Raw genomic sequence first — 18242 nt, 5'->3', positions numbered from 1 at the left:
AATTCTCCTGCCTTGTAGCCTGGGTGTCGCGTCGCAGAACCCAGGCTACAAGCAGTCAACTGAATCATTTTTAATAAAAATGATATTGATTTCCACCCGCATATTTAGCGGTATACATGGCACTATCCGCTTTTTTCATTAACTCAGTAATATCATGCCCATGTTCTGGATAGGTAACGATGCCAATACTGGCTGCAATTTGCATGGATTGGTCGCAAATCGTGATGGGTTGCCTGATGATTTTCAGGGTTTTCTCCGCAACAATCGCTGCGTCTTGCGGTGCTTTAATTTCTGTGAGCACCAGGATGAACTCATCACCTCCTGTACGTGCAAGCAAATCACTAGCTCGAAAGGATTTATTTAATCTTGATGTCACTTCCTTAAGCAGATTATCGCCGACATCATGACCAAAGGTATCATTAATATTTTTGAACTTATCAAGATCAATAAACAGGATTGCAAAAATGCGCTCATACCGTTTAGCAAGTGCAAGTGTCTTGATTAATTGTTCATATAAAAGCTGACGGTTGGGTAAACCCGTTAAGATATCATGATAGGCGAGATAGCGAATTTTCTCCCTGTTTAGTATCTGTTCATTGATGTCTTCTACTTGAACAATAAAATACAAGGGGGCGCCAGTGTGGGTATTGCGCAAAATCGATCGGGTAATTTCTACCCAGGCAAAGACCCCATTTCTACGGATGCGTTTTTCAATTTGATAATAACGATCTTTGCCTTCAATCAGGCGCTGTATTTGGTTACTCTCATTTGCTAAGTCATCAGGATAAACAATATCATGCAGGCTTAGTTTTTCTAAGGCTTCTTTTTGATAGCCGGTGATCTCACAAAGTGCATGGTTTACTTGTAAAAATTGACCATCTAACGATTGAATAGCCATGCCTATGGGCGCGTTGTTCATAATGGAGCGGAATAGTGCTTCACTTTCTCTTAACAGGAGTTCCGCTTTTTTGCGCTCAGTAATATCTACAACGTGCGCAATAAAATATAACGGGCCCTCTGGATCGCTATCACGGACAAGTGAGCGAATTGCCAATACCCAAATAATCGTCTCATCTTTACGTACGTAACGTTGTTCCAGTTGATAAGAATCAGTTGTGCCAACCAGCAATTCTTGTACTTTTAATGCATCGATTGAAAAGTCTTCATCATAAGTGAGCTGTTTATAATTCATCTGTTCAAGCTCGCCTTTATTGTAACCCGTAATTCTACAATAAGCAGGATTGGTAGCTAATAATTGACCATCAAGTGAAATAGTGACAATCCCTACTGGCGCATGTTCGACTATGTTTCTGAGATAAGTTTGATTGTTTTTAAGAGTATGTTCAGCTTCTTTACGTGGGGTGATGTCTTCTATCTGGGCAATAAAATACAGTGGATTATTCGTCGAATCATCTCTTAGGATCGAGCAAGTGACTTGGACCCATATAATTTTACTATCTTTTCGGAGATAACGTTGTTCAAGCCTACAGGAGCTGATTTTTCCTTCAAGTAATTGCTGTACTTTATAGTTATCTACGGCGAGATCATCATCCAAGCTCAATGCTCTATAATTCATGCCTTCTAACTCTTCCTTGAAATAACCGGTGATCTCACAGTAAGCAGGGTTAACTTGCAATAGATCTCCGTTAATAGACATAGTCACCAGGCCGGTGGGGGCATGTTCAATAATATTCCGAAGATGTTGTTCCGTTTGCAGAAATACACGATCAGCGGCATTCTCCGCAGATTGGCGTGAGGCTTCGGAAGTTTGATTTCTTTTTGCACCCATTTATTTTCGTCCGTCGCCCAATTTATGGTAACTGTTTAAAGCCCACCTGCCCACACTGGCCGTTATAGAAATAGTCGTAAAGGTACAATGGTCGTCGACCTGTATTCACGAAGATTTGGCCGCTCGCCGTGCTATCAATCCATTGTACTACAGTAGGGGTTGCACTATTGCTCGGGGGAGTACCGTCAACTGCGGTGAAATGGTATTGCATTGCTGGTGTACTTAATGCCCCCATTAAAATCGCCATATTTATTCCTGCAGGCACCTCATCTCTGGAGTTATAAGTTCCTGCGGGCCATTGGGCTTTGGGCAAGTCAATGAACATCGAGTCGATGCCGACATCGAGAAGCGCTGTACCACAGAACTGATTGGGTAGCGGAGCGCTGGGAAAACTGTAACATCCTGCCTGAGGATAAAAGTCACCAGGCACATTTGGGTCAGGTGTTAATTTGACCACGTTGTATTGATTATTGGTTGTAATTCCCAGAGTTAATCCTGTAGCAGCCATCCCATCATTAGGTGTGAGGTAATAACCTGGACTCAGATTGGTGCCATTTTGTGCATTGGTTAAATGAAGAAAAGCATTAGCCGTAGGCGAGTTAAATAAATCTCCGGCGGTAGTACTGTTTCGGTTAAAACCAACACCCAGGTAATGCAGATCGGGCAAGGGTGGGTTTGAATAGCACGACTTGGTAGTGGGGCCACTACAGTAAGCTTTGTCAATTCCAAGAACCATAATAGGATACGTTTGTACTGTACCACTGGCGGTTTTTACTCTTACCGGTGCAAGGTAGTAATTTCCTGAATAAGTATTGCCGCTGCTGTCATAATATTTAACGCCCGGTGCCCCTGGGCCGATTACACTAGGGGTTCTAGGAAGCTCAACGCTCGGCACAATAACTCCTAAAGAACCCGTATCAATCGTGAAATGAGTCAGAGTATCTGTTGCCGAGGTCACGTTGTAGCCTACATCGGCCATTATCTGTAAGGCATTAGGTAGTGTTTGTACTAACGGTACTTGATAACTTGTACTGCCATACGTACACGACGGCGTATTTTGTTGCAGCACCTGGGTTACCCCAAGTGCGGCACCATTATTGGTACTATCACTAATCCAGGCATTGATCGAAATGTTGTTCGGAAATGGTTGGCCAGTGTAGGTAAAAGTGACTGATCCAGTGCTCGTCGTTGTTGATGTTGGCGAAATCACTCCCTCTGGTGCCCCATAAACATCCACATGGATTGGGTTGCTCTCGCTGGGAATAATTGGCTTTCCTAGCGAATTACACATGGTCATACTGATTGTAAATTGCTGTGAAAGCTGAGGGGTATTTCCAATAGGATTGTTAACGTGAGTTACTGTTGGCGTAAAAGCAATGACATCCGCTTGGCATGTCGGCGGTGTCAGCGGAATAATTGCTGCTTTCGTGTTGCTCACCGAAAAGAGGCAATATCCATTGCCTTGCAAGTGACAACCTGAGAGGGCATAACCTGGTGTATTTATTTTGATCCCAGCTTCTGGATAGGTATGATTGGGTATGGTTGTAAGAATACTTAATGTTAAGGCGGCAACATTATAATTTTGACAAGAAACAGCTCTTTTTCCGTTTAAGCATAGGGTAAGATTTACTTGGGCTGGAGTCCCTGTTGCAGAAACATTAAAAAGCGTACTCCCCCCAGAGTAAACGTTGTGACACACCATCAACAGAAACGCAACGACTATATTCCTTAAATATCTTATCATCATCAGTTAATCCATAAACTATAAGTTGAGTTAAAAAGTAGTTGGTTCCATTCAGTTTTTTCGCCTAACTCCTCTCTGAATATTAAGTACTTACTCAGAAGTTTTTACTGCAAGAATCTTGACATAAATAAAAGAGTTTGTAACTACAACTCATGTTATTGAGCAGAAATTGATTTGATTTTGATAACCACTCTTTTTGTATCCAACCCGATTGAGTTTTCGGCAAGCGTGCGTGCAGGGCGATAGGGCTGTTATTCACTTAAAGGCTCGATGAGGTGAACACGCGGATTTATGTTGAATGACACTAACAAACGAGCTGCTTTAAACAGGCAATAAAATGCGAACAAATCCTAGATGCATTAGGGGATCAGGTCAGGGGTTTATTTGCGGAGGGTATTCAAAAAAATGACGGCACATTGAGTGTCATCCTCTCCCGATATCCAGTTTTATTTGGTCTATAATTAACTGCGTAGTCTGTTTATAAGCACTTCCGCAATCAAACAACATGGAATGAGTTGATTATGTCACATAATGATCCTGCATCACAGAAACCGATACTAACGAAATCAGTACCCTATGAAGGCATTACCACGTTCTTCCGTTCGGAGTACACACGAAATCTCCAAGGAGTCGATCTTGCCGTTTATGGCGTTCCCTTTGATTTAAGTACTTTCAATCGCTCTGGGGCACGATTTGGACCTCGAAGCATTCGAGATCTTTCATGCTACCTCAGTATACTTGGGACGTGTTGGCCGCATACCTATCGATTAAATGAACAATTTAAAATGATTGATTATGGGGACATTGGCTTTTTTCCGGGTCAAATTAATCATATGTTGGAAAACGTTGAAGCGGCTATCAATGAGCTGTGCTCACACGGTATTTTTACCTTGGGATTGGGTGGTGATCACTTAGTTGCTTATCCCGCTATCAAAGCGCTAGCAGGTCAACATGGAACGCTATCATTAATCCATTTTGATGCACATACTGATACAGTGCAAATGCCTCATTTGACTCATGGCAGCATGTTTTATTACGCCGCCAAAGAGGGACTTATCGATCCTAAGCATTCTGTTCAAATTGGCATTCGTACAAGTGTTCCAGAAACCCCCAAATTACACGTAATTACTGCAAATCAATGTTTCCAAATGGGGAGCCAAGCTGTAGTAGAACAAATAAAAAAGATAGTTGGCGATCGAAAATGTTATATCAGCCTTGATGTGGATTGCATGGATCCTGCGTTCGCCCCTGGTACAGGAACCCCGATGCCAGGCGGATTATCCTCTGCAATGCAGCGAGAAATTTTATGGGGCCTGGTGGGATTGAACATGGTTGGCGGGGATGTAGTTGAGGTATCTCCGCCCTATGATGTAGCTCAAACCACTGCTTTAGTAGGTGCCACCGTTGCGATAGATATGCTCCATATTCTCGGTGATGCAAAATTACGCCTGGGTTAAAGTGCCCGCTGCGTTATCCATCCCCGACGGGTCTATAACCATGACAGTTCGACATGGTTATAGGCCTAATGAAATGGCAATACAGCACAAAATGTCAGCGAGCCGGCTCATGGCATGGCATTTTCTAAGCTAAGGATAGGCCTTTTCTAGTGGACTTAAGCCCTATTTTATTGCGGTTTTAATGCGTCACCTAGTGAAATAAAATGATAGCCATGCTCTTCAAACATATGCAATAAGTCATCTAAAAAATAACTGTTTAGTAAATTTGCATGGATGAGTAAGACTTGCTTTCCAGGAGTATTTTTTTCAGCAGTTAGCGTCCGTTGCCAAACATATTGAAGATAACGTTTTTTAAAGTCAGTTATCGAGGCAGAGGGATTTTGTTTGAGACGTTTAACTAATTCGTCGTTAAACTCAAAGTCTCTGCTGTCAATGGTGACTGGGGCAACTATATAATGATTCTCATTGAGATAGTGACGAATAACACTTTTGCGCCACAATTTACCCTCAGAAAGGTATGGGTAGCGAAAGTACTTAGGCTGTGACATATAATGGGTAAGAATTACATCTGCTTTAATCAAATCATCAATGTATTGTTCACAAGAAACATGCTTTAAATTCAAATGGGAATAAGTATGGTTTCCCAACTCTAATCCATTGTGTTGAAATAGTTTAAATTGTGCTACGGTTTCTTGGTTGACTCGGTTGCCAATGATAAATGCTATTGCAGGAACTTTATGTTTCACCAGGCTATGAACTATCTGTTCAATGGCCTGGGGGGGGGCATCAATAAGAGGCAAGTCATCAATGGTAATTGCAATGTCACGTTGTTGTGCACAGCACATGCCAATAAATAGAAAAAATAAAGCGATACTCTGAGTTAGAATTTTTTGCAACAGATTCCTCCAAAAGCATATTTGAGCTAACAAAATGATTTAGGCAACGAATTGAACGATCTCAATTTTAGTGCATTATTGCTTATATAAGAACACAAGTCATTTGCTTTATAGTTAAATAAACGTGTGGGTTTAACGGACACCAAAGATTTTGATGCCCATGTTTTCCTTGACTGAATAGGATAATTCAGTCCAATTTGTCATCGCCTCTGCCGAAAATCCAGCGCGTTGTTTTGGCATAATAAAAAATGAAAGTAAGGAGTAGGGCTCAGATTGCCATCCCTACCCATTGTGTTGATAGGGATTTTTAAAGAATGAAAATGCATTAAATTGCATGAACACGCTCTGGTAAGTCGGCAATAAATTCTTGGGTGGCAGTGAGCTCATCGTCTTGTAGCGCAAATAATCGATGCTGATTATAAACAGGATTCCTTTTTGCCTGCGCAAGTACACTAGCCAATGAAGAACCATTGTTTTGGCGAATTTCCGTTTTCAAGTTCTCGAGAGCTGCTTTTTTCTTTCCAGCAATTTCATCGCCTAGCCAAACCGTATCCAAATGTTTTCTTTCATATTTTTCAATCAGAGAAACAGTATGTTCAGCCTGCCACTCTGTTGATGGACGTTCCACATCTTCGGCTAATTGGACGTCTACTTCTTTTTCAATACCTAATTGTTTATTCAATGCCTCAGCCAGAGTAAGTCTCTTAGGTTGCAAGGGGGGAGCATCACCAGAGACGGAACGATTCATTTTACTTGCCAAACAATCCCAACCTGCTGCGAAAAAATACACAGGTGAAGCCAGAACTTTGAGAAGGAACGTTGGAATATCTGCGTTTTGATGGTCTGCTTCAGAACCGAGACGCTCTTCCAATACTGTTTTTGCTTTTTGATTCGCTCCAACAAAATAATGAGCATCTTCGAAGCCCTCACAGATAATTGCTACAAGTGCAGACAGGATTTGAGGCACGCCGGGCATGCGATCTGAAGTCAGTGCAACACTCACTAAATGCCCTAGGAAAAGCAGGATACGTAGTGGTGTAATCGTTAATTTTAATAGAAGGCGGAATGGGTTAAGGAGCTGCAACCAATTCTCAGTATTCCATACATGAGTGAGTACATTAGCGATTTCCTGGTACGTGCGCTGAAATACATTAGTCTTCTTTTGGGCATCCGTGTCTGCATCCGGGGCGGTAGCCTCATAGACCATCTCCAAGGATTCTAATGAGTTTTGAATATTAAAGAATATAGCGGATAATCCAGTAATGATGGGATTAATCACGCCCATAACAAAACTGGGCATTCTTTTCATCCACTCAAATAAAGGACGTGCACTGGTTGCTACAGTCCACCAGGTACCTGCAGTACACACAGTAAGCGCAATGGCTAAGCTGACTAAAAGAACAGCCATGGCGGCCATAAAGAGATTACGGACGGTTAGGCCTTGACTCAAGTCATTGCGAAGTCGATTATACCAGCTGTTGAGTGTATCATTATTAATGAGATCGGTGACGGTATTATAAATCAACATTCCATAAGCAGCCCCAGCAACTAGAGCCATGGGCACAATGAAAATGGGCCAAAAAGCAAAGGGGATGGCGGCTATCAAAGGAATCACGCTAAAGGCTTCGACAATCAGGTAGGTGCTACCAAGCCCCATAAAGGTTGCCGCGAGAAGACTAAACCCTTTAACAATCTGAAATGTGGATCGGCGTTTTTCTAAACGTGCTTGCCATTCATTTTGTTCATGGCTTTTAAGCCACTGACTTAATTCTTCGGCGTAAGCAGATTGTTTTTTCTTTTCTTTGGTTGCAAATAATTGTAAGGCGAACCATTTTTCCATATCCGCGAGAGTTTTTTCTATTTGCTTTTTGCGTTTTCTGCTCTCTTTATTGAGTGGTTTATGATGAAACTCACTGAGCAGTTTGAGTTGGATATCATAATCCTTGAAAAATTGAGGGGTTTCTTTAGAATCAATATCTTGAGGGAAATGCTCTAGCAAATATTCTTTGGCCAGGTGATTCTCTAAGTAATTTTGTTTAAATAACTTTTTAAAAGCCCCTTTAATATTTTGTAAATATATTTCACCTTCATAGGCTACGGAAAGGCCAAAAGTAGCACATGCTAAAAATAAAGCTGGATATAATGCATACATCCCTCCAAAACTTAAAAAGCCAAGAATTAAACTGGCTCCTACGGTAAGGGAACCCAGAGCAAGGTAACGAGGAATTTTTTTGAACTTCTTTCTGTTTGCTGCCATTTATTTGCTCAACTAATGGATTGGGCTTAAAACTGTATCTCAAATGAAAATGATTATCAATAGCGATAAGATTAAAAATGAATCATTTGGTTATTTTTTTATTGAAGAAAACTTAAATTAAACAGTAGATCCCACTGCAGAATTTAGGTAAAGTGGATTTTTACGATAAAATCACCTTTTAGAATTTAATTTAACCTAGGAGTAGAAATGCGTTTGAATCAATGGATGACTTATATTGCGGTGGGCTCGGTGCTTGCTAGTACCCCTGTTTTAGCGGCAAATCCCCCTGTTCATGAACAGTTGCAAGTCCCTCAATGTCTTGCAGCAAAAATTACTACTCCTTATGAAGTCTTGGCAGAAAATAAACAATTTAAAATTATTGATATTTCTGCAGCGGATGTAAATGCACTAAGTCATTTGGCCGATCAAGTGAATTGTGGTCGTTTTGTGAATGTAAGCCACCACATCATCGGTTCTTTACTTCAGGCCAAAAAGCAATCCGCACAAAGAATCCTTCAGAAAAAAACCATTAAAGCAGCACAGCCATCAAGCACTGTTTATGAAATTAAGCATCAAGATGAAGTCAATGCGGCATTAGAGAATGTGCAGCCAGCCAATATTTGGAATACCTTGACACAACTGACTTCGTTTCATAACCGTTCAGCGACTAAAGATACGGGAGTGGATGCAGCAAAATGGTTGAAAAAAACCTTTGATGGTATGGTCGAGGCCAGTGGTCGCACTGATACAACCTCATTTTTCGTGAAAACAGGCAGTTATTATAAGCAACCGTCATTAGTAACGGTCATCGGTAAGGACATCAATGCGCCTGCAGTGGTAATCGGTGCCCACATGGATACGCTTGATGGTCGTATGCCAGGGGCTGGGGATGATGGCAGTGGTTCTTCATCTGTTATGGAAATGGCGCGAATTCTTTTGTCTTCCAAAACAACGTTTAAACGCCCTATTTACATTATTTGGTATGCTGCTGAGGAGCGTGGTTTAGTCGGTTCTCAATATGTCGTCGAACATTTTATGGATAACTCCATTCCAGTAAAAGCCGCGATCCAGTTTGATATGACCGGCTATCGTGTAAATCCTAAAGATCCAACCATGTGGGTATTTACTGATTATACCGACCAGAGTTTGAGCAATTTTGTGGCTGAATTAATTAGCACCTATGTCCAGGTTCCAGTTGCTTATTCAGAATGTGGATATGGTTGCAGCGACCATGCTTCTTGGGATGAGGTGGGAATTCCAGCAGCGTTCCCATGTGAGTCTAATTTTGAAGAGCACAATCCTTACATTCATAGTTCGCAAGATACTATGGACCGATTAAGCCTTGAGCACATGACTAATTTCTCGAAATTAGCCTTGGCTTTTGCTATTGAAATGGCTTCAGAGTAATTTATGTCCCTATGAATTCATCTGAATCTTAGATGCACCTGCAAGCCCAGTCGTGCTCTTCTCCGATGTCCTGCCCCTGCGACTAAGCCGTGGGGGGAGTAAGGGCTTGTTGGCCACAATCAATACCCTTATCCGCCCTAAAGGGATCTTCTCCGATGGGGTGCAGCAAACTTGACCGTGATGCGGGATAGCCCGAGAGGTGATCAAGAGATGGAAGAACTCATAGAGGCGATGTGTTCCTTTAATCAGTGTGAGATGTAATGATGAATCGAGTAGTAAATAAAGTAGGGCTATTTCTGGGTATCATTTTAAGCAGTATGACCTTCACCGCAAGTGCGGGCAAGCTTCTTCCCCCCTGGTACTTATTAAATAATCAGTTGAGTGCCACCCTAAATGCTGATCCCTGTGTGAAGGTGAATGATTTAACTGGTGATGGGCTTGAAATGGAAATCAAAGTGACTGTTTGTAATGAGGATAAAGCACTTGCATTAGCCTCTTTCATCAATCGTGTTCATGAATATGGGGATAAATTAGCAGTCACTGTAAAGGTTTACTCATCTGATTCTGTACCTGTCGAAGCCCATGCGCCCAGTTCTCCTGATGACGCTGCGGAGTTGCTTAATCAAGCACTCAAAGGGAACAAATATTTTGTGAGAGCAGGCGTTGGCACAAGATACTTCGATGAAGTTGCATTTGCACTATTTAAGCCGATGATTGTGCAATATTATTCTGATGACCTGAGTGATTGGTATCTCCATACTAATGAAGTAGCGGCTAAAGCCTTCGCCGCGGTGCTGAATCTGGATCCTTACCTCGAGGGGGCGATTAAGGTGTATGCAAGTACTGAAATTCCTGAAGAAGTTAAAACGAATTAAGTATTTTTGTGGCCTGGGTTAGGTCAAGCCGTAACCCAGGTTATCCTTGTTGCGAAGGGTGTTTCCTGAAAAAAGATTAAAGTGCTGGGTTAGCCAATGGCGGGCAATGATATTCTTCGGTGATCTCGTTGTCGGAATTCACTGCTTGCAAAATAATGGGAAATTTCCATAAAGAATAGAGATGTTTCAGCACATCCAGCGTAGTATTACCCAAAGGCACCCTATTTTGCTGAGTGTATCTTAAGGTCATTGAGCGATCGCCTTGCACGTCAACAGAATCAATTTGAATATCCGGTTCTAAGTAACCTAAATTGTATTGTCGTGATAATGCTTCTCTTATTTTTTGATATCCTGACTCATTATGAATTGCATTCACATACAAATCGGGACTGCGGTCATCATCAATGATGTGGAATAATTTTAAATCACGAATTAATTTAGGTGATAAATACTGGGCAATAAAACTTTCATCCTTGAAATGGCGCATGGCATTATCCAGGCTGCTTAGCCAATCGGTATTGGCTAAGTAAGGGAACCAAGCTTTATCCTCTTCCGTAGGACTCTCACAAATCCGTTTGATGTCTTGCATCATATGATATCCCAACGTGTAGGGATTAATGCCGCTGTAATAAGGGCTGTTATAAGACGGTTGCATAATGACGTTAGTATGGCTTTGTAAGATCTCCAACATGAACTCATCGGTAACCAAACCTTCATCATACAGTGCATGTAAAATCGTATAGTGCCAAAAACAGGCCCATCCTTCATTCATCACTTTGGTTTGCCCTTGAGGATAAAAATATTGGGCCATTTTGCGTACGATACGCACGATTTCTCTTTGCCAAGGTTCTAATAAGGGCGCATTTTTTTCTATAAAATACAAAATATTTTCTTGTGGTTCTTCAGGGAAGCGTTTTTTCTTTGTCTCTTCGGCGACTTGCCTACTTTGCGGGATGGTTCGCCATAATTCATTGACCTGGGATTGCATGTAAATTTCGCGGTTTTGTTGGCGAATTTTTTCTTCCTGGATGGATAAAGGAGCAGGATGCTTGTAGCGGTCTACACCATAGTTCATCAATGCATGACAGGCATCCAAGATGGCTTCGACTTCATTGATGCCATAACGTTGCTCACAATCACTGATGTATTTTCGAGCGAATACTAAATAATCGATGATGGCATCTGCAGAAGTCCACATCTTAAACAAATAATTATTTTTAAAAAAAGAGTTATGGCCATAACACGCATGAGCAATCACGAGCGCTTGCATCGCCATAGTATTTTCTTCCATGAGATAAGAAATGCATGGATTTGAATTAATCACGAGTTCATAGGCCAAACCCATTTGCCCTCGTTTATAACTCTTTTCAACGCCCACAAAATGTTTGCCAAAAGACCAATGATGATATCCAATAGGCATGCCTACGGAAGCGTAAGCATCCATCATTTGCTCGGCGGTAATCACCTCAATTTGATTGGGATAGGTATCTAATTTAAAATCTTTAGCAATGCGCGCAATTTCGCGATCGTAGTCTTGAATTAATTCAAAGGTCCATTCTGCACCAGTGGATAATGGCTTCTTCTTTTTCATGCAGTTTTCCTTTTAAATAGCTCATGAAATACGGGATAGATGTCTGCGACCGTATCAATGTTCTCCATAGCAAAATTAGGGTAGCTCTCTTTCACCAATTGATAGACTTCCCATAAACTTTGATGATGGCGTGGCATGATTTCTATGTACGCAAAATATTGTAATAAAGGCATAATCTTATCTTGCAGTAACTCCTGGCAATAGGGCGAATCCGCATTCCAATTATCCCCATCCGATGCTTGGGCTACATAAATATTCCAAGCCTCTGGAGGATAACGTGTCTCAATAATCGTACTCAAAAGTTCCAAGGCGCTGGAAACTACAGTGCCTCCTGTTTCGCGAGAATAAAAGAACTCTTCTTCATTTACTTCTTTAGCGGATGTATGGTGCCGAATAAATACCAATTCTATTTTTTCATAATTTTTGGTAAGGAACATGTAAAGCAGAATAAAAAAGCGTTTTGCGATGTCTTTTTTCGCTTCATCCATGGAGCCGGATACGTCCATAACACAAAACATCACGGCTTGAGTGGATGGTGAAGGCACACGAACGCGAAAGTTATAGCGTAAATCAATGGTGTCGATAAACGGTACAGTTTGTATTTTCCTTTTCAGCAATTCAACTTTCTTTTGTAGATCCCTTAGGATTTCAGTGTCTTGAATAGGCTGCGCTTGCAATTGCTCTAGCTCCTCTAACGCTTCTCTTAATTGTTTTTTATAGGGGGAGGCTAAAGCCACTCGACGCCCAGTTGCTTGTTTCATCGAGCGAAGCACATTAATATTGTTTGGAATACCACTGGTGGTGACTCCAGCTCGTACTGTTTTGAAGGTGCTAACGCGGGCTAATTCTTTCTTAATCAAATCGGGTAATTCCAGATCTTCAAAGTACAGATCAAGAAATTCCTCCCGAGATAATTCAAAAACAAAATTATCTTCGCCTTCGCCACTGTCGCTGGCATTAGAACCCTCTCCACCACTACCCGAGCTGCCACTGGGTCTTCTAATTCTATCGCCAGTAATAAAATTATCATTTCCTGGGAGCACGCGTTCTATATGTCCACCTTGGCCGCGGTGAAATACAGGCTCAGAAATATCTTTGGCTGGAATCGTTATTTGCTCACCCTGATCAATTTCGGTAATACTTCGTTTGCCCACAGCATCAGAGACGGCTCGTTTGATCTGATTTTTATAACGACGAAGAAAGCGTTGGCGATTAACCGTACTTTTTTTCCCTGCATTTTGTCGTCTATCAATCAATTGCGACATAATTTAGCCCCAAATAATCTTTTATCTTGCACCTATTTGTAGTTGAGTAAGGACAACAGCCTACTCAAGTAAGCGTCATTACATAGATCCCCAACTACAAATAGCAGTACCCTTGGCTTTCTCTCATGCGAGTGAACGCGTTTTATTATTGTGACTTACGTACTCGCAAATACCATTCACAAAGCAAGCGTACTTGTTTGCGTGTATATCCTTTATCAATCATTCGAGAAATAAACTCTTCATGTTTTTTCTTATCATCTTCTGATGCTTTGGCATTGAAGGAAATTACTGGTAATAAATCCTCAGTATTGGTAAACATCTTTTTCTCAATGACGGATCTTAATTTTTCATAACTATTCCACACTGGGTTCTTACCACGATTATTGGCACGAGCACGTAAAACAAAGTTTACGACTTCATTACGAAAATCTTTTGGATTAGATATTCCTGCTGGTTTTTCTATTTTTTCAAGTTCTTGATTTAATAAAGCACGGTCAAATATTTCTCCGGTATCAGGATCTCGATAATCCTGATCTTGAATCCAGAAATCAGCATAGGTAATGTAACGGTCGAAGATATTTTGTCCGTATTCAGAATAGGATTCTAAGTAGGCTGTTTGAATTTCCTTACCAATAAATTCGACATACTTCGGTGCCAAGTATTCTTTGATGAAACCTAAGTACGACTCCTGAACTTCCTGGGGAAATTGTTCTTGCTCAATTTGGCGTTCCAATACATACATCAAATGGACAGGGTTTGCAGCAACTTCACTGTGATCAAAATTGAACACCTTGGAAAGAATTTTGAAAGCAAAGCGAGTGGATACCCCACTCATTCCCTCATCAACACCGGCAAAATCACGATATTCTTGATATGATTTTGCTTTGGGATCAGTATCTTTTAAGCTTTCTCCATTGTACACACGCATTTTAGAATAAATGCTGGAGTTTTGTGGCTCTTTTAAGCGGGTTAAGACCGAAAATTGCGCTAACATGTCCAAGGTCCCTGGAGCACATTGAGCATGAGTTAGCGAACTGTTATCAATCAGTTTTTGATAGATTTTAATTTCTTCAGAAACACGGAGACAATAAGGCACTTTCACGATATTAATACGGTCTATAAAGGCTTCATTGTTTTTATTGTTTCTAAATGATTGCCATTCAGATTCATTCGAATGCGCTAAAATAATGCCCTCGAATGGAATGGAAGATAAACCTTCAGTCGCATTGTAATTGCCTTCCTGCGTTGCCGTTAATAAGGGATGCAATACTTTGATTGGCGCTTTGAACATCTCGACAAATTCTAAAAGACCGCGGTTTGCGCGACACAATCCACCAGAGTAGCTGTATGCATCCGCATCGTCTTGGGAAAAGTTTTCTAATTTACGAATATCAACTTTACCGACCAAAGATGAAATGTCCTGATTGTTTTCATCGCCAGGCTCTGTTTTGGATACAGCGATTTGTTTCAAACGAGAAGGTCTGACTTTAACGACTCTAAATTGGCTAATATCCCCATTGAATTCATGTAATCTTTTAACTGCCCAAGGCGACATCAAGTAACGCAAGTATCGAGAGGGAATGCCAAAACGTTCCTGGAGTAACTCGGCATCTTCAGTTGGATTAAATAAAGACAATGGCGATTCAAAAACCGGCGAACCTTTAATGGCATAGAAAGGGATTTTCTCCATTAAATCTTTTAATTTTTCAGCAATAGACGATTTACCGCCTCCTACAGGTCCTAAAAGATAAAGTACTTGTTTGGTTTCTTCCAGGCCTTGAGCGGCGTGTTTTAGGAAACCGACAATTTGCTCTATCGGTTCTTCCATACCATAAAAATCTTGGAATACCGTATAGCGAGGGATGATCTTATTGGAAAAAATTCGTGATAAAATAGGATCATGACGTGTATCAATCATTTCAGGCTCGCCTATAGCCATGAGCAAGCGCTCCGCTGGATTGGCATAAGCAGACGGGTCATTTTTACACAATTCCAGGTATTCCTCCAAACTCATCTCTTCTTCTTTGTTATCTACAAATCGTTTGGTATAGCTGGTTAAAAAGTCTTGAGTGTTCATATGCCATCCCCTTTTATCCTTATGAAGGATATCTTGTGTTTCTTTACATTTATTGCATTTTACTGGTAAAAGCAATAAGTGAATTTCAGCTAACTTCGTAATACTTATAAAGATTGACCTAAGAAGTTACCCCTTTATAATCATTATAGGCTAAACTAAGAAAATTGTTATATAACTCAATAAACTTAATCGCTTTTTGCAAAGGATGTACTAATCATGCCTGACACTACCGTTTATTTAAAAAACTACCAGCCCCCTTTTTTTGCAATTGAGACTGTCAATTTAAATTTTGACCTCTATGATGATCATGCCTTAGTCACTAATGAACTTAAATTCATTCGACAACATGAAGGTCCTTTGCACTTATATGGTGATGAGCTCGAGTTGGTTAGTGTGCATATGAATGGTCAAAAATTGGAGCCATCTGCTTATGTCCTGCAACCTGATGCACTCATTATTGAAAATTGTCCTGATGAGTTTACATTAGAGATAGTTACGCGTATTTACCCACAAAATAACACTCAATTATCCGGACTTTATCGTTCCAATCATTTGTTTTGTACCCAATGTGAGGCCGAGGGTTTTCGCCGCATCACTTATTTTCTTGACCGTCCGGATGTCCTTACGACTTATACAACGCGCATTTCAGCTGATAAAAAACAGTATCCTGTTTTATTATCCAATGGAAATTTGATTGATTCTGGGACAGCTGCGGATGGGCGTCATTGGGTGATTTGGCAAGATCCCTTTAAAAAGCCATCCTATTTGTTCGCTTTAGTTGCAGGTGATTTAGCGAGCATTCGCGATACATTTGTGACCAGCTCCGGGCGAACCATTGATTTGCGTATTTATGTTGAGCCAGGAAATGAAGATAAGTGTCTGCACGCGATGGAATCATTGAAAAAATCCATGCGTTGGGATGAAGAAGTCTATGGGCGTGAATATGACCTCGATATTTTTATGATTGTCGCAGTCAGTGATTTTAATATGGGCGCCATGGAAAACAAAGGATTAAATATTTTTAATTCCAAATACATTCTCGCCCGTCCCGATACCGCAACGGACCAAGATTTCGCTGATGTCGAGGGGGTTGTTGCCCATGAATATTTCCATAATTGGACCGGTAATCGGGTCACCTGCCGCGATTGGTTTCAATTAAGTCTGAAAGAAGGCTTAACTGTTTTTCGCGATCAGGAGTTTTCTCGAGATATGAATTCCCGAGATGTGAACCGAATTATGGATGTTCGGGCGTTACGAAGTGCGCAATTTCCTGAAGATGCGAGTGCTATGGCACATCCTGTTCGTCCAGAGTCTTATCAAGAAATCAATAATTTTTATACCGCAACCGTTTATAATAAAGGTGCCGAAGTGATTCGTATGCAGCATACCTTACTCGGAAAAGACGGTTTTCGACGGGGTATGGATTTGTATTTTAAACGTCACGATGGTCAGGCAGTTACTATTGATGATTTTGTTGCGGCGATGGAAGATGCCAATCACATTGATTTAACTCAGTTTAAACGATGGTATAGTCAAGCAGGAACCCCAGAGGTACTGGTGAGCAGTGAATATGCACAAGGACAGCTTACCCTCAAGATGCAACAACACTGCCCGCCAACCCCTGAATGCCATGATAAAAAACCATTCCATATTCCCATTCGGTTTGCACTATTTGATGCTCATGGTCATCAGCTACCGGTCGATAAAGAGATTTTGGAATTAAAGGAACAAGAACAAAGTTTTACTTTTACGGACTTGAGTGAAAAACCCGTCATTTCATTATTACGAGAATTTTCCGCACCGATTAAATTGAAACAGGATTTGAGTCAGGACGAGTTACTCTTTTTATTACGTTATGAAACGGATGGCTTTGCCAAGTGGGATGCGGCGCAAAATCTGATTCTAAATTGCCTTAAAGAATGCTTGAATCAACCCGCTAACACATGGAAAGTTCCCTCTGCTTTAATTTCAGCCTTGCAGCATGTATTACTCGATGATTCACTGGATGCTGATTTACGGGCAGAATTACTCACTCCCCCGGGTTTTGAGGATGTTGCTACGCAATTAGACCGTGTGGATGTGAGTGCCGTGGAGCAAGTTCGTGATTTTTTCCATCAGCAATTAGGATGGTATTTATACGAAACAGCCCAATCACTCTATCAACAGTTATGGCAAATTGAAGATCATCGCATGAATGGCCTTGCTTATGGGCGCAGAAAATTGCGTAATGTATGCCTATGGCTCATGATGAAAGCTAAAGAAGCGGCTACTTTAGAACGGTGCGAGCAGCAGTTTATCGCTGCACAAACGATGACGGATCAAATCGCCAGTTTTTCTTTATTGGTTAATTCCACGAATCAAGGGTTGCGTGAACAAGTCATTGAAGATTTTTATAAGCAATGGTCTAAAAATGACCTGGTATTAGATAAATGGTTTGCCATTCAAGCGATGAGTGAGCTCCCCGAAACATTAACCCACGTCAAGGTGTTACTCAAACATTCCGCTTTTTGTATCAAGAATCCCAATAAAGTCCGTGCATTGATTGGCGCATTTTGTATGGGAAATCCCCGAAACTTTCATGCGTTAGATGGAAGTGGCTATCGTTTTCTAACTGAAATGTTAGTGACGCTGGATAAAATTAACCCCCAAATTGCTGCCCGTTTAGCCAATCCATTTACGCGCTGGAAACGTTATGACCAATCCAGACAAGAGCTGATGCGAGAGCAACTGCAACAGCTGGCAAAGCTGGAGTTATCACGTGATTTGGCCGAGGTCGTTTCTAAAAGTTTGCTGGTAAGCTAGCGAACCGATTGGTGCTATAGCCTGGGTGATGCGAAGCCGCAAACCAGGCTATGGGCTTCATTTTCTATCTCCAATCCAATAC

At 41.2% G+C, this 18242-nt stretch carries 11 protein-coding genes; 4 read left to right on the top strand and 7 right to left on the bottom strand.

The annotated features are described in order from the left end of the window. Positions 1–70: 70 nt before the first annotated feature. Both OQJ13_RS07475 and OQJ13_RS07470 read right to left on the bottom strand, forming a co-directional pair. Entirely contained in the window at positions 71–1789 is a 1719-nt protein-coding gene (locus OQJ13_RS07475; RefSeq protein WP_265710243.1) for a bifunctional diguanylate cyclase/phosphodiesterase, read from the bottom strand. 22 nt (positions 1790–1811) lie between these two features. Beyond that, complete coding sequence (locus tag OQJ13_RS07470) at positions 1812–3536, bottom strand: hypothetical protein (protein ID WP_265710241.1); 1725 nt, start codon at positions 3534–3536, stop codon at positions 1812–1814. A gap of 518 nt (positions 3537–4054) precedes the next feature. Between OQJ13_RS07470 and speB the strand changes: the two genes are divergently transcribed. Next, positions 4055–4990, top strand: a complete 936-nt coding sequence (speB, locus tag OQJ13_RS07465) for an agmatinase (protein ID WP_265710240.1) — start codon at positions 4055–4057, stop codon at positions 4988–4990. A 167-nt stretch (positions 4991–5157) separates the two neighbouring features. Here speB and OQJ13_RS07460 read toward each other — a convergent pair whose 3' ends face one another. Both OQJ13_RS07460 and OQJ13_RS07455 read right to left on the bottom strand, forming a co-directional pair. Then, positions 5158–5886 (bottom strand): polysaccharide deacetylase family protein, encoded by a 729-nt coding sequence (locus OQJ13_RS07460; protein WP_265710239.1) that lies wholly within the window; start codon positions 5884–5886, stop codon positions 5158–5160. A 325-nt stretch (positions 5887–6211) separates the two neighbouring features. Beyond that, positions 6212–8143: a hypothetical protein gene (locus tag OQJ13_RS07455; RefSeq protein ID WP_265710238.1), complete on the bottom strand. Its 1932-nt coding sequence runs from the start codon at positions 8141–8143 to the stop codon at positions 6212–6214. 207 nt (positions 8144–8350) lie between these two features. Between OQJ13_RS07455 and lapA the strand changes: the two genes are divergently transcribed. Together lapA and OQJ13_RS07445 are read left to right on the top strand one after the other, a co-directional pair. Beyond that, positions 8351–9550 carry an aminopeptidase LapA gene (gene lapA / locus OQJ13_RS07450; protein WP_265710237.1) on the top strand — a complete coding sequence of 400 codons (1200 nt, stop codon included), beginning with the start codon at positions 8351–8353 and terminating at the stop codon, positions 9548–9550. A gap of 260 nt (positions 9551–9810) precedes the next feature. After that, entirely contained in the window at positions 9811–10425 is a 615-nt protein-coding gene (locus tag OQJ13_RS07445) for a group-specific protein (protein WP_265710236.1), read from the top strand. A 76-nt stretch (positions 10426–10501) separates the two neighbouring features. Here OQJ13_RS07445 and OQJ13_RS07440 read toward each other — a convergent pair whose 3' ends face one another. The 3 genes from OQJ13_RS07440 to OQJ13_RS07430 form a co-directional block, all read right to left on the bottom strand. After that, on the bottom strand, positions 10502–12016 hold the full coding sequence (locus OQJ13_RS07440) for a SpoVR family protein (protein WP_265710235.1): 1515 nt from the start codon (positions 12014–12016) through the stop codon (positions 10502–10504). Further along, on the bottom strand, positions 12013–13281 hold the full coding sequence (locus OQJ13_RS07435) for a YeaH/YhbH family protein (RefSeq protein WP_265710234.1): 1269 nt from the start codon (positions 13279–13281) through the stop codon (positions 12013–12015). Before OQJ13_RS07435 ends, OQJ13_RS07440 begins: the two co-directional genes overlap by 4 nt. Before the next feature lie 145 nt (positions 13282–13426). Next, on the bottom strand, positions 13427–15358 hold the full coding sequence (locus tag OQJ13_RS07430; RefSeq protein WP_265703523.1) for a PrkA family serine protein kinase: 1932 nt from the start codon (positions 15356–15358) through the stop codon (positions 13427–13429). Between the two features lie 216 nt (positions 15359–15574). Between OQJ13_RS07430 and pepN the strand changes: the two genes are divergently transcribed. Beyond that, complete coding sequence (pepN, locus tag OQJ13_RS07425; protein WP_265710233.1) at positions 15575–18160, top strand: aminopeptidase N; 2586 nt, start codon at positions 15575–15577, stop codon at positions 18158–18160. Positions 18161–18242 lie beyond the last annotated feature (82 nt).

The sequence above is a fragment of the Legionella sp. PATHC035 genome, from assembly GCF_026191115.1.
Classification (GTDB): Bacteria; Pseudomonadota; Gammaproteobacteria; order Legionellales; family Legionellaceae; genus Legionella.
This window is presented reverse-complemented; position numbering and strand designations above follow the sequence as displayed.

What these genes read in the sequence shown, in the direction of transcription:
- OQJ13_RS07475 (WP_265710243.1), bottom strand. Translation starts at nt 1,789, where the DNA reads ATGGGTGCAAAAAGAAATCAAACTTCCGAAGCCTCACGCCAATCTGCG.
- OQJ13_RS07470 (WP_265710241.1), bottom strand. Translation starts at nt 3,536, where the DNA reads ATGATGATAAGATATTTAAGGAATATAGTCGTTGCGTTTCTGTTGATG.
- speB (WP_265710240.1), top strand. Translation starts at nt 4,055, where the DNA reads ATGTCACATAATGATCCTGCATCACAGAAACCGATACTAACGAAATCA.
- OQJ13_RS07455 (WP_265710238.1), bottom strand. Translation starts at nt 8,143, where the DNA reads ATGGCAGCAAACAGAAAGAAGTTCAAAAAAATTCCTCGTTACCTTGCT.
- lapA (WP_265710237.1), top strand. Translation starts at nt 8,351, where the DNA reads ATGCGTTTGAATCAATGGATGACTTATATTGCGGTGGGCTCGGTGCTT.
- OQJ13_RS07445 (WP_265710236.1), top strand. Translation starts at nt 9,811, where the DNA reads ATGATGAATCGAGTAGTAAATAAAGTAGGGCTATTTCTGGGTATCATT.
- OQJ13_RS07440 (WP_265710235.1), bottom strand. Translation starts at nt 12,016, where the DNA reads ATGAAAAAGAAGAAGCCATTATCCACTGGTGCAGAATGGACCTTTGAA.
- OQJ13_RS07435 (WP_265710234.1), bottom strand. Translation starts at nt 13,281, where the DNA reads ATGTCGCAATTGATTGATAGACGACAAAATGCAGGGAAAAAAAGTACG.
- OQJ13_RS07430 (WP_265703523.1), bottom strand. Translation starts at nt 15,358, where the DNA reads ATGAACACTCAAGACTTTTTAACCAGCTATACCAAACGATTTGTAGAT.
- pepN (WP_265710233.1), top strand. Translation starts at nt 15,575, where the DNA reads ATGCCTGACACTACCGTTTATTTAAAAAACTACCAGCCCCCTTTTTTT.